Origin of the sequence: Paracoccus onubensis (assembly GCF_003591515.1) — a bacterium.
Taxonomy (GTDB): domain Bacteria; phylum Pseudomonadota; class Alphaproteobacteria; order Rhodobacterales; family Rhodobacteraceae; genus Paracoccus; species Paracoccus onubensis.
In genome coordinates, this window is sequence record NZ_QZCG01000006.1 from 214,274 (window position 1) to 227,017 (window position 12,744).

General features: G+C 60.7%; 12 protein-coding genes and 1 riboswitch. Of the genes, 3 read left to right on the forward strand and 9 right to left on the reverse strand.

Annotation, left to right across the window (positions count from 1 at the left end; genetic code table 11):
* The first annotated feature begins 205 nt into the window (after nt 1-205).
* A complete protein-coding gene (locus D3P04_RS10545) occupies nt 206-2,104 on the forward strand; it encodes a propionyl-CoA synthetase (protein ID WP_119748613.1) in 1,899 nt (632 codons plus the stop codon).
* Nucleotides 2,105-2,143: 39 nt separating this feature from the next.
* On the opposite strand, the gene D3P04_RS10550 is transcribed toward D3P04_RS10545, so the two are convergent.
* The 8 genes from D3P04_RS10550 to ectA form a co-directional block, all read right to left on the reverse strand.
* Nucleotides 2,144-2,884 (reverse strand): ABC transporter ATP-binding protein, encoded by a 741-nt coding sequence (locus D3P04_RS10550; protein WP_119748615.1) that lies wholly within the window; start codon nt 2,882-2,884, stop codon nt 2,144-2,146.
* A complete protein-coding gene (locus tag D3P04_RS10555) occupies nt 2,881-3,867 on the reverse strand; it encodes a FecCD family ABC transporter permease (protein WP_119748617.1) in 987 nt (328 codons plus the stop codon). Before D3P04_RS10555 ends, D3P04_RS10550 begins: the two co-directional genes overlap by 4 nt.
* Nucleotides 3,864-4,664, reverse strand: coding sequence for an ABC transporter substrate-binding protein (locus tag D3P04_RS10560; RefSeq protein ID WP_232844967.1), 801 nt, complete (start codon nt 4,662-4,664; stop codon nt 3,864-3,866). Before D3P04_RS10560 ends, D3P04_RS10555 begins: the two co-directional genes overlap by 4 nt.
* On the reverse strand, nt 4,651-6,477 hold the full coding sequence (locus tag D3P04_RS10565; protein ID WP_119748621.1) for a TonB-dependent receptor plug domain-containing protein: 1,827 nt from the start codon (nt 6,475-6,477) through the stop codon (nt 4,651-4,653). Before D3P04_RS10565 ends, D3P04_RS10560 begins: the two co-directional genes overlap by 14 nt.
* A 121-nt stretch (nt 6,478-6,598) precedes the next feature.
* Nucleotides 6,599-6,793: riboswitch (cobalamin riboswitch) on the reverse strand.
* 113 nt (nt 6,794-6,906) lie between these two features.
* Entirely contained in the window at nt 6,907-8,331 is a 1,425-nt protein-coding gene (locus D3P04_RS10570; protein ID WP_119748623.1) for an aspartate kinase, read from the reverse strand.
* Between the two features lie 2 nt (nt 8,332-8,333).
* Nucleotides 8,334-8,729, reverse strand: a complete 396-nt coding sequence (locus tag D3P04_RS10575) for an ectoine synthase (protein ID WP_119748625.1) — start codon at nt 8,727-8,729, stop codon at nt 8,334-8,336.
* Nucleotides 8,730-8,734: 5 nt separating this feature from the next.
* Nucleotides 8,735-10,027: a diaminobutyrate--2-oxoglutarate transaminase gene (gene ectB, locus D3P04_RS10580; RefSeq protein ID WP_119748627.1), complete on the reverse strand. Its 1,293-nt coding sequence runs from the start codon at nt 10,025-10,027 to the stop codon at nt 8,735-8,737.
* A gap of 57 nt (nt 10,028-10,084) precedes the next feature.
* Nucleotides 10,085-10,633: a diaminobutyrate acetyltransferase gene (gene ectA, locus D3P04_RS10585; protein ID WP_119748629.1), complete on the reverse strand. Its 549-nt coding sequence runs from the start codon at nt 10,631-10,633 to the stop codon at nt 10,085-10,087.
* A 222-nt stretch (nt 10,634-10,855) separates the two neighbouring features.
* Between ectA and D3P04_RS10590 the strand changes: the two genes are divergently transcribed.
* Together D3P04_RS10590 and recO are read left to right on the forward strand one after the other, a co-directional pair.
* Nucleotides 10,856-11,362: a MarR family winged helix-turn-helix transcriptional regulator gene (locus D3P04_RS10590; RefSeq protein WP_119748631.1), complete on the forward strand. Its 507-nt coding sequence runs from the start codon at nt 10,856-10,858 to the stop codon at nt 11,360-11,362.
* A gap of 87 nt (nt 11,363-11,449) precedes the next feature.
* Nucleotides 11,450-12,181, forward strand: coding sequence for a DNA repair protein RecO (gene recO / locus D3P04_RS10595; RefSeq protein ID WP_119748744.1), 732 nt, complete (start codon nt 11,450-11,452; stop codon nt 12,179-12,181).
* Between the two features lie 65 nt (nt 12,182-12,246).
* Here recO and D3P04_RS10600 read toward each other — a convergent pair whose 3' ends face one another.
* On the reverse strand, nt 12,247-12,669 hold the full coding sequence (locus tag D3P04_RS10600; protein ID WP_119748633.1) for a tellurite resistance TerB family protein: 423 nt from the start codon (nt 12,667-12,669) through the stop codon (nt 12,247-12,249).
* Nucleotides 12,670-12,744: the final 75 nt, after the last annotated feature.

Here is a 12,744-nt window from a genome sequence, read left to right on the forward strand (position 1 = left end):
CACCTCTCCTGCGGGGCAGCGGCCCGGCGAGACACCCGCCGTGACAAACCCGGCCCCCGGTAAACAGCCTGCTGTGACCGGTCGATTTTGTCAAACCCGCATCAGACCGGAACGGGCCACAGAGCGCGCTTCGGGCAAAGTGGCGTTGCAGCCGCCGAAGATCATCGTGTAACACCGGTGCTGGCAGGCAAGGAGGGGATGAGACATGACTTATCGTGACATTTACGACGCGTGGAAAGCGGATCCGGAAGCATTCTGGCTGAAAGCGGCCGAGGATATCGACTGGGACCGCGCGCCCGCCAAGGGATGGTTCGATCAGGGCCCGGTGGGGGAATGGTTCTCGGATGCGATGGTCAACACCTGCTGGAACGCCGTGGATCGCCATGTCAAGGCAGGACGCGGCGATCAGCCCGCACTCATTCATGACAGCCCTGTCACCGGCAGCGTCCAGAAGATCACCTTTTCCGAGCTGCGCGACCGGGTCGCCCGTCTGGCAGGCGCCTTGCAGGCAAAAGGCGTCGTCAAGGGCGACAGGGTCATTATCTATATGCCGATGGTTCCCGAGGCGATCATCGCCATGCTCGCATGCGCAAGGATCGGCGCGATCCATTCCGTCGTCTTCGGCGGCTTTGCCGCGCGGGAACTGGCGGTACGTATCGACGATGCAACTCCCCGTGCCATCATCTCGGCCTCCTGCGGGATCGAGCCGGGCCGGATCGTCAGCTACAAGCCACTGCTGGACACGGCCATCGACATGGCCACGCATAAGCCGGAATTCTGCGTGATCCTGCAGCGGGAACAGGAAATCGCCGAGATGGTCCCCGGGCGGGATTTTGAATGGGACAGCTTCCAGCAGGACGCAGTTCCTGCGGATTGCCTGCCTGTCGAGGGCAACCATCCGGTCTATATTCTATACACTTCGGGAACGACCGGTAAGCCCAAGGGCGTGATCAGGCATAGCGCCGGCCATCTGGTGGCACTGAACTGGTCGATGAAGAATATCTACGACATCGAGGCCGGAGACGTATATTGGGCCGCCTCGGATGTCGGCTGGGTGGTCGGGCATAGCTATATCTGCTATGCACCGCTTTTCGCGGGCGCGACGACGATCATATTCGAAGGCAAGCCGGTCGGAACGCCGGATGCCGGAACCTTCTGGCGCGTGATAAGCGAGCATAAGGTCAAAAGCTTCTTCACCGCTCCGACCGCCATCCGGGCGGTCAAACGCGAGGATCCGGAGGGCAAGCTGATCGGCAATTACGATCTGTCTGCTCTCAAGGCGGTGTTTCTGGCGGGCGAACGGGCCGATCCGGATACGATCACCTGGCTTGAGGACAAGCTGAACCTGCCAGTACTGGATCACTGGTGGCAGACGGAAACCGGCTGGTCCATCGCCGCGAACCCTTTCGGCATCGAGCATCTGCCGGTCAAGAAGGGCAGCCCCTCGGTGGCGATGCCCGGCTATGATGTTCATATCCTTGACGATTCAGGCAATGAGACGCCAACCGGGACGCTTGGGGCGATTGCGATCAAATTGCCGTTGCCGCCGGGAGCGCTGCCGAATCTGTGGAACGCCGAAGCGCGGCTTCACAAGGCCTATTTCGAACGTTTCCCCGGCTATTACGAAACCGGGGACGCGGGATATGTCGATGCGGATGGCTATCTTTATATCATGGCGCGCACCGATGACGTGATCAATGTCGCCGGTCACCGCCTGTCCACCGGCGCCATGGAAGAAGTTCTTGCCTCGCATCCTGCCGTCGCCGAGGCTGCGGTGATCGGCGCAAGCGATCCGCTGAAAGGCGAGGTGCCGCTGGGTTTCCTGTGCCTGAAACGCGGCATCGAAGCGCCGGACGAACAGATCACCCGCGAGGTCGTTGCCATGGTTCGGGACAAGATCGGGCCCGTCGCCGCTTTCAAGACCGCCTGTGTGGTCGAGCGCTTGCCCAAGACCCGCTCGGGCAAGATCCTCCGCGCGATCATGGCAAAGGTCGCGAATGGCGAAACGGTGACTGCGCCCGCCACGATAGACGATCCCGCGATTCTGGATGAAATTGCCGAGGCACTGAAAAAGGTCGGGCATATCGGGCAAGGCGACTCCTGACAGCGCCTCTGCCGTCCCGGACATTTCCCCTGCACGGCCTCAGACCGGCAGAACCGTCGGCCCGTCTGGTGTTTCGACATGACGGAGGGTGATGCCGAAGGCGTTCTGAACCATCTCGTCCCGCAGCACATGCCGGGGATCGCCATCTGCCAGCACCGTTCCCCCGGCCAGAAGCACGAGACGGTCGCAGAACCGGACGGCAAGCCCAAGATCGTGCAACGATACAAGCAGGCCTCTGCCCTCTTGCGCGAGCTGCCGGAACAGGCGCAGACAGGCAAGCTGTTGCGCCGGATCAAGCCCCGCGACCGGCTCATCCGCGACGATCAGCGGGGTTTGCTGCGCCAATGCCCGCGCAATCAGAACCCGCGCCTGTTCGCCTCCCGAAAGGCGCAGCGCGGTCCGATGACGGAATGGCTGAAGCTCCATGCGGGTGATGGCGGATTCGATGGCATCCCTGTCTTCTGCCCTGTATCCGCCGCCCGGCCAGGGAAGGCGCCCCAGCGAGATCAGATCCTCGACGCTGACGGGCCAGGCGATTTCACGCGATTGCGGCAGATAGGCGGCTTTGCGGGCGCGCCCTTCCGTTCCCATCGCTGCAAGGCTGGAACTGCCGGAAAACGGGATCATCCCCAGCGCGGCCTCCATCAGGGTCGATTTTCCCGCACCGTTCGGACCGATCAGCCCGACCAGTTCGCCTTCGCTAATGGTCAGGCTCACATCGTTCAGCACCTGCCGATTGCGCCGGATCACCGAAAGTTCCCGCAGTTCGAGCAAACTCATATCCTGCCTCCGCTGCGGGTCTTCCAGATCAGATGCAGAAACAGCGGCGCACCGATGATTGCCGTCAGCACGCCCAGTTTCAGATCCCTCTCGGGCACGATCATCCGCACTGCGATGTCCGCAGTCAGCACAAGGATCGCACCACCAAGCGCCGATGCCGGTAACAGCAGCGACGGGCGCGCGCCAACCCACGGCCTGAGGATATGCGGAACGACAAGCCCCACGAAGCCGATCACTCCGGCGACCGCAGTTGCCGGGCCGATCATAAGCGCCAGCCCCGCGATCAGGCGCCATCTTAGCGCCACCGCCGAAACTCCCATCGACATCGCCGCGGATTCACCCAGCGTGAGTGCATCCAGCCCGCGCGCCGTGCCACAGACCAGCACAGCGCCCAGCAGGATCAACGGCAAGGCAAGCGCGACATGCAGCATCGAGCGGTCGGCCAGCGATCCCATCAGCCAGAAGACGATCTCATTCGCCGCATAAGGGTTAGGAGACAGGTTGAGAACCAATGCCGTCCCGGCATTCGCCAATGCCGAGATGGCAATTCCGGCAAGGATCAGCGTGACCGACCCGCCGCCCGGACCGGCCAGCAGGATCAGCAGACCCGCTCCGGCCGCCGCGCCGATCAAAGCCGATAGCGGCAATGCCAGTGGCGCGTTCAGGGCCATTCCGGTCTGAATCGCCAGAACCGCCCCAAGCGCGGCCATCCCCGAGACGCCGATCAGCCCCGGCTCGGCCAACGGATTGCGCAGATAGCCCTGCATCGCCGCTCCGCCAAGTCCAAGCGCCCCGCCGATCGCCAGCCCAAGGATCGCGCGCGGCAGACGGATCTCGCGCATGACGATCGGAACCGGACCGTCTCCGCCCCATATCATCGCCAGAAGACTGTCAGCCATGCTCAGATCGGCGGGACCGGTCACCAAAGACAGGATGAACAGCCCAAGCATCAGCAGGGTCAGGAGGGCGAAAACCGGCTTCATTGCAGATCCCCGATGGCGCGAAGAATATACGGGGTGCCGCAAACCCAATCCCGGTCCGTCGCCTCGGCGATCCCGAATGAGAGTTTCTTCAGGGCGGGATGATCAAGGATCGCCTCGGACCGGGATTGCCCGGGCCATTTCGAGCCGGTAATCACCCGGTCCGGCTGCGACATCACGATCAGTTCCATGGGCAGCGCCGAGGTGTCGTCGATGCCGAAATCTCCGGCGACATTGTCATAGCCCGCGGCATCCAGAATCGTCCCGGCCAGCGTGTTCCGCCCGGAGGTGAAACCATTCGCATAATAAAGCGCAGCCCTGCCGCGCCGGGTCTTGCTGGCGGTAGTCTCCAGACCCTCGTCGAAATCGGCAAGCAGGGCTTCCGCGGCTTTTTCACGGCCCAGCAACGCACCCATATGGCGGATCTCCTTGCGGATCGACTCGATGCTTTCGGCCGGAGGAAAAACCTCGACGCGGATCCCAAGCCGCCGCAACATCTGCACGGTCGGCCCTTGCGTGAATTGCCCCGCAATAACCAGATCGGGACGCATCAGATAGATTTCCTCGGCCCGGCCATGATTTTCCTGGTACGCCGCAGCCTTGTCCGCCATCGACGACATCCGGGGATCCGCCGCCAGATCGCTGACCGAAATCAACTGTCCTTCCGCCGCAAGCAACATGGCAATCTGATCGGTGCACAGATTCATCGACACCACACGCTGCGGCGCGGACTCGGCAGGAAGGACTGCGGCGATCAGCATCGCCGCCACCCAGCCGCAGATGCGCCTAGAACGACGCACGCAGCCCCGCATAGACAGAGCGATCAGGAGTGCCATAGCTGTCAACCAGTTGATATTGCTTGTCGAAGATATTCTCGATGCGCAGATAGGCTTGGGCGTTTTCGGTCAGGGGATGGCTGAACAGCAGATCGAGCGTGGCGAAATCCTCCAGCTCTCCCGGCCGATCGGCCAGATATCGCAGCGAGATACCTGCCGTGGTCCCGCTTGTGAATTCCGTCTCGAAGCCAAGGTGAAGACTATGCGCGGGAACATCCGCCCAGTTCGCGATTACATTGCTGTCCGTGTAGGTATAGGATGCCGTCAGGGCACGGCCCGTACCAATGGCGAAGCGGCCATCGAGTTCCACCCCCTTGCGGCGGGCCTTCCCATCGACCTGCGCGTAGCATCCCGGCCAGCCTGTCTCGACCGCGCTCTTGCAGGACACCGACTCCGTATCAAAGCCGATCAGGTTCTCTGCTTCGGTGTAGAACGCGGTGGCACGCAGATAATTCTCATCTCCCCAACGCTTTTCGACACCGAGTTCAGCGGTCACGCTTTCCTCGCGTTCCATATCAGGGTTGCCGTAGGAATCGTATAGCTCGTACAGCGATGGCGCCCGGAAACCATTGCCGACCGCAGCGCGGAACAGCAAATCCTCGCTGGCGCGATAAACCGCGGTCAGGCGGCCCGAGGTATAGCCGCCAAAACGCGAATGCTCATCGCGGCGCAGCGAGGCGTTGACGTCAAGCCGAGGACTCACCGGCACCGCAATTTCAGCGAAAGCGCCCGACATGCGGGAATCGCCGTTGCCTTCGGATTTTTCCTTCTCGGTATCCGCGCCGATGATCAGGCGCGTGCCCGCGCCGCCCAGATCCATTGCGCCCTGCCAGGACAATTTGGTGCGGGTGCCGACAAAAGGATCACCATGATCATTCGTCCAACTCATGCGGTCGATATGATAGCGGGTCAGGGCGACATCATGCTGAACCTCGCCAGTCGAGAAATGCGCGAAGGCACGCAGCCCATAGGATTCGCGTTCGTTATATTCATCGCCCGGTGTGCCCGTGATATCACCGCCGAATTCGTCGAAATCGCCCTCGCTTTTTTCCCAGAAACCGTTGAGGCCGATAATGGCCCCGTTCTGCAATTCCTGCGCCGCATAGAAGTTCAGGCGAGTGGCGTCGTAACCGTCACGCTCGAAATTGCCGTCATTCTCGTCCTTGGCGGAAAATCCGTCGCTGTGGATCCGACTGGCCGAGAACGCCAGATCCGTTCCACCCTGCCGCAACGTGACGCCGTAACTGGCCAATAGCGTATTGAAGCTGCCTGCCTCGATCCCGAAACGATGGTGAATCCCGTCCTGTTCCGGGCGCAGGGACTGCATAGAAAGCACACCTCCCACGGCGCGCGAGCCATAAAGCGAGGATTGGGTTCCGCGCAAAAGCTCAACCCGGGACAGATTCGCGCCAAACATGCCGCCGATATCGAAAGCGGGCTGCCCCGCCGCCGGATCCGAGACATCGATTCCGTCAATGATCACAGGCACATATTGCGCAGGCGCGCCGCGCACCTGCAATGCGCCGGTCGTCCCCAGCGGACCGGACTGAGTCATGGTGACTCCCGGCAACCGGCTGATGCTTTGCGCGATGGGTTGCCCGGTCCGGTTCGCGAGACTGTCTTCGTCAAGCACCGAAACCGAACTGCCCGAACGGCTGAGTTCGGTAGCCTCGCTGCCAGCGGTCAGGGTAATCTCGGACAGAAGCACAGGCTCCTGCGCATTCGAGGAAACTGCCGTAAGTGCTGTGGTTACAGTCAGAATTGCGATAATTCTCATCTGTCGATTTCCTGTCGGCCGCCCGGTGGCGGGCTGGATACATTTTGCCCGGACAGACCGGCTGCCGGTCACGAGTATCACCACGACGGAAAAACCGTATCGCGCATGCCCCTCGCATGCACTCAGGGTGATCGCTTTGGCAGGTCTCCTGACTTTGCGGGTCTTCGCTTGGCCGGGCCTTCCCATCCGCGACAAGGCAGACAGTGGCATCCTCCGGCTTCGCTCGCCGCTCACAGTTGCGGGGGCAGTCGCGGGTTTGCACCGCGTTCCCTTTTCACCGGGCATGACGCCCGGAACCGAAGCAAGATGCAGTTAATCCAACATGAACGATTAAGCAAGCAAAGACGCGGGCGCTGGCGCGGCCATGAATGAAAACAGCCCGCAGGCAAAGCCAGCGGGCCGGAATCCTCACTCACGGGCAATGCCGTTTTACGCTGCCTTCAACAGCCCCTGCGGCTCCTGTTCGACCAGCGCATGATGCAAAGCCCGGATCGCAGGCTTCATGACGTCGCGTTCCACGATGAACTGAACATCGACCGGACGCGGCCCCTGTGTCGCGCCGATTGCTTCCAGGCCGTTATCGGCCAATGCGTTCAGGCCACGGCTCAGCACGGCCAAGCCATTCAGATCGCGCCCGATCGCTGCCACCATCGAGATCGCCCGCGATGTCACCAGCGCCGAGGGATAACGCTGCTCCAGATCCTTTTCGACCCTGCGCAGAACCTTGAGCGACGTGTCGACGTAATGCGTGACCGTGTTGGCATTGGATACTTTGGAGACGATCCTCACATTATGCCGGGTCAGGATTTCCAGCACCGTGGCGTCATATCCTTTCGCACCGACCATGTCCTGCTCGAACAGTTCGAGCGCGAAAAGATCAAGCCCGGTCACGATCTCGACCCGCGCTTCATCCGTGGGCTGGTCGTCGATCAGGGTGCCGGGATCCTCCGGCTCGAACGCGTTGGTGACCCGCAGCGGTACGCCTGACTGACGCAGGGTCTTGGCTGCCTTGGGATGGATGGCCTCCATCCCCATATTGGAAAGCTGGTCCGCAACATCGTAATTCGTCCGCCCCAGTTTGCGCACGGCCTTCTGCCCGACAAGGTTCGGATCGGCGGAGGACAGGTGGAATTCCTTGTGAATGATCGCCTCGCGCGCGCCGGTAAGTGCCGCCAGCCGCGAAAAGGTCACTTCCGAATAACCGCGGTCGAATTCGCGCATCAGACCTTCGCTGCATTGCGCATAGCCAGTGACGATGGGCATTTCATTCGCGGGATCGACACCATCCATCGCGCCCCCGATACGCTGGTCAAGACTGACATCGCCGTCGTCCTGCCAGCCCGACAGATCGACAAAGCGGGCGTTCACCCCGGCTCGCTGCAACATCAGCGTAGTGACAAAGGCGGAATGCGCCTCGCCCAGCCCCGACAGAAGTTCGCGGGTCTGCATCATATGCTCGGACAGCCGGAAATGACCGTATGAACACAGGCGCTGCAGATCGATCAGGCAGTTGCGGGCACCAAGGATGCGGTCGCGGACGAATGCATCCGCACGCTCGATATCAGCGGGATGGTCCAGAACGGCCTGATGCGCCCGGGTCATGGCTTCGGCCACGCGATCAAGCGCCTCATGCCAGCCATGATCGGAATCCGAGCTGGCAAAGGCCGCGTAAACCCCGGCCTTACCGGATTTCTTGTGTTCCAGCAGCAGGTTGGTGATTCCGCCGAAGGCCGAGACGACAAAGATACGTCCGTAAAGTTCGGCCCCCTTGCGATCTCCGATGATCAGCGTGTCGCGCAATTCATGGATGCGCGACATCGATGTGCCGCCGATTTTCTCGACAGTATGGGTCATATTCAGTCCGTCAGTTCTTCCGCCGGAGCATAAGAGCCGTCTTCACGGTGCACTTCCTTGCCCGTCACGGGCGGGTTGAAGCAGCAAGCCATGACCAGTTCTTCCTCGGCCCGCACGGTGTGCTTGTCATTCAGATTCAGCGCATACATGACGCCCGGCTTGATCTCATGTGTCTCGCCGGTGCCCAGATCGGTGATCGAGCCTTTGCCCGACATGCAATAGACGCTTTCGAAATGGTGCTTGTAATGAAATGTATGCTCGGAGCCGGCTTCCAGTGTGGTGATATGGAACGAGAATCCCATCCCGTCATCGGCCAGCAGCATCCGGACAGAATTCCACCGGGCATCCGAAACCGAAGAATCGGTATCTTTCAGTTTGTTGAAATCACGCACGATCATCTTTGTTACTCCGCAGCTATCTTGGTTGTGGCAAGGACTTCCTCTGCCGATTCCAGCAGGATATCAAATCCCTTGTTGAAAATCTCGACCGAGGTTGTCAGCGGGGCAAGCACTTTGACGACCTGCCCGTCACTGCCAGAGGTTTCGATGATCAGGCCCTTTTCATACGCACGGCCACAGATTTCATCGGCCAGTTCGCCGGTGCCCACATCAACGCCGCGCATCAGGCCGCGCCCTTTCAGAAAAGCGCCGGGAACCAGATCGGTCAGTTCGGTCAGACGCGTCTCGATCAGCACTGCCTTTTCGGCCAGTTCCGTTTCGAATGCCTTGTCCGCCCAGAATTTCTCGATGGCGACACGGGCTGTCACGAAGGCATGGGTATTGCCCCGGAATGTGCCATTATGCTCGGCAGGGCCGAACACGTCATATTCCGGACGCACCAGCACCAGCGCAAGCGGCAGACCGAAGCCCGAGACGGATTTCGCCATGGTGACGATATCCGGCATGACGCCCATCTTCTCGAACGAGAAGAAGGTGCCGCTGCGGCCGCAGCCTGCCTGAATATCGTCGATGATCAGCAATGCTCCGTGCTTTTTCGCGATATCGGCAATCTTGCCGACAAATTCGCCCGAGGCGGCGTTCAGCCCGCCCTCGCCCTGTATGGTCTCAAGCATGATCGCGGCAGGCGCGTCGATCCCGCCAGAGGCATCGGACAGCATCTGGTCCAGCAACGCGGCAGCATCCACATCCTTGGCATAGCCGTCATAGGGCATACGGGTGACGCCCTGCTTGTCCATGCCCGCGCCGCCTCGATGATAGCCGTTCCCGGTCGCCGCCAGGGCGCCCATCGTGACGCCATGGAAACCATTGGTGAAGGCAATGATATTCGTGCGTCCGGTGACCTTGCGAGCAATTTTCATCGCCGCCTCGACGGCATTCGCGCCGGTCGGACCGGTGAACATCACACGGTGGTCCATGTCACGGGGATTCAGGATATGATGCTCGAACGCCTTCAGAAAGCCGGCCTTGGCATCGGTATGCAGATCCAGCCCATGGGCCAGCCCGTCCGAGGTGATATGCCGAACAAGCGCATCCTTCATATCGGCATCGTTATGGCCGTAATTCAGCGATGAGCAGCCAGCCAGAAAATCGATATGATCCACACCGTCCTGATCGGTCAGGATCGAACCGCTCGCGGATGTGAATACCGCCGGAATGCTTCGGCAATATGAGCGCGCTTCGCTTTCGCGGCGCGTGAAAATTTCCGAGTCATGCTTCGTAATCATGTTGTCAGACATTGAAAGTCCTTTCGCACGTCGTGCGTTCTGATGAATTCCTGGGATGCAAGGCACGTCTCAGGCGGCGTCGGAGGTTTCCGCCTCATCCGCGGCCGGAAGAGTAATCGTCACCATATGTTCGGTCGCGTGCTGGCCATCGAAATGGGTGTCGCGCTTGTAATGCGCCTTGTCGGAAATCTCTCCGCCGACCTCGCGGGCAAAGCTGCGGAACAGCGCCCAGGATGCCTCGTTATCCTTGGTGATCGTGGTATTCAGCCGGTCGGCTTCCGCGCAAGCATCGCGGCCGATCAGATGTTCAAGCATCCTGCGGCCAAGCCCAAGACCCCGCGCACGCGGGCTGACAGCCACCTGCCAGACGAAAAGCGCATCCTCGTTCGGGATCATGTGGCCCGAGATCCAGCCGACGATATCGCCACCCATCTCGGCCAATACGCAGGTGTCGCTGAAATGTTCGGCCTGCACGAGATTGCAATACATCGAGTTCTCATCCAGCGGCGTACATTCCCGCACCAGTTCCCAGATGGCCGAGCCGTCGGTACTGCGGGGTTTGCGCAGGACAAGTGTCCGCATGCGTTGCTTTTCGATCTCGTTCACGTCCTTGGGCATTAATCAGGCCTCTGAATTGCTTCGTGATACTAATTAATAAAAACACGCTTTGGTTGCAACCTTATCGGCACATTTTGGCCATTTTCAGTTAATTTACTGTATTTTTATGAATTTTTTTATATATCACCTCGATGCGATGTCAGAAAGTCATTAGTCAAGCGAAATATTTTACACGACGCTTACAGATTGAACCGGTTCGATCTTTCATGTGATGATGCGCCTATGGACGGTTCCGATGACAAACGACTTGACGATACCCTGATCGCTTTACGGCGTATTCTGCGGGCGACCGAGCTGTACGAGCGGGAACTGGCGCAGGCGGCGGGCCTGACGCCTGCCAAGTTGCGCGTGCTGCAAATCCTGTCGGGACGCAAGGAAGGCAACGCCACGCCGACCGCCATGGCCAACCAGATGGGAGTCCGTCAGGCGACCGTCACCGCGCTTGTCGATCAGCTTGAAAACCGTGGAATGGTCCGCCGCGAACGTTCCAGCACGGACAGGCGACAGACCCATGTCGTTATCGCCCCCGCCGGGGTCGAGGCTTTGCGCAGCGCTCCCAGCGCGCTGCAGCAGCATTTCGTTGCCAATTACCAGAAACTGGAAGCCTGGGAGCAGCAGATGATCCTGTCCGTGCTGAACAGGGTTGCCTTGATGCTGAACGCTGCCGATATCGAGGCCGCGCCGGTCCTGACGATCGGCGATATCCGTCAGGATCGCGGTCGCGGCTGAATTTGGGCAAAAAGGCGCTGTGTAAAGGACGAGGCTTGTGCGAAACGCCGCATCATGCCAGCCTGATGCCCGCATTTGAGAAAGACGATCATGGAATGGCAGGCTGAAGGCACCGTCATCTCTGCCCGGACACATGGAGAAACCGCGGTCATTCTGGATGTGCTGACCCTGCAACATGGCCGCCATGTCGGGCTGGTGCCCGGCGGGGCCTCGCGGAAGCGGGCGGCGCTGCTGCAACCCGGATCGCGTCTGGCGTTACACTGGCGGGCGCGACAGGAGAATCATCTGGGACATTTCGCGGTCGAACCGGTCCGGCAACGCGCGGCGCTTCTGGCGGATCCTCTTGGGCTGGCGGGGTTGAATGCGGTATGCGCGCTGCTGCGCTTTGTACTGCCCGAGCGCGATCCGCATCCGGCCCTGGTCGCAGCAACCGAAGCGCTGCTGGATGCCATGGATGAGGGCCGCGACTGGGCGGAAGATTACCTGTATTGGGAAATGCGCCTGCTTGACGAGATGGGCTTCGGCCTTGATCTGAACACATGCGCCGTGACCGGAACACGGGATGGGCTGGCATATGTCAGCCCGCGTTCGGGCCGGGCTGTCAGCCGGGAAGGCGCCGGAGAATGGGCAGAGCGGCTATTGCCCTTGCCTGCAATGCTTGGCGGCGCGGGCGACAATCGCGGCAATGGGCTTGCCGAAGGATTGGCCATCACAGGGCATTTTCTTGAAGGCCGGCTTGCGGCGGAACTGGTCGGCCATCCGTTACCCGCGGCGCGGGGGCGGCTGATCCGGCGACTGACGACTGCAGGCCGGGGTTAACGTCGATCAGATTTCCTGCCGCAATCCTTCAGGAGCGGGCAGTCCGCCCAGGCGCAGCGACTGCGTTACAGCACCCGGTGGCGTACCCGCGCCGAAAGCTCGATCGCGGCGGCATGCAGGCGCACGATGTTAAGCTGATCGCGAATCTCCGCAAGCATGGCAATTTCGCCTTCGTAAAGACGGCCATTGGCCGCGCCGACATCGCAGGCAAGCGCATAGGCGGTTTCATAAAGTTTCTCGGGCAGTGCCTCGCGGATCAGACCGAAAAACGCGTCAAGCCCGTCCTCTTCTTCAAACAGAGCCATGACGGTCTGGCTGACGGGGCGGATCCGGTCGTCGTCATAATCCGCGAAAATCGGTGCATGATCGACCATGCGCTGAATCGCCACAAGTTCGGCAGTGCGCATGTTCTCATCCGAGGCGGAAACGGCGACCATGACGGCAACCAGCGCATCGCAGGGCGAAAGGGAAGGCAAGTTCGTCGTCATGTCATGTCTCCGTCAGGGTCGGACACCAGAATATTGACGATTGCGCGGCCTTTCAATAAGGCGGCAAGGTCCCGT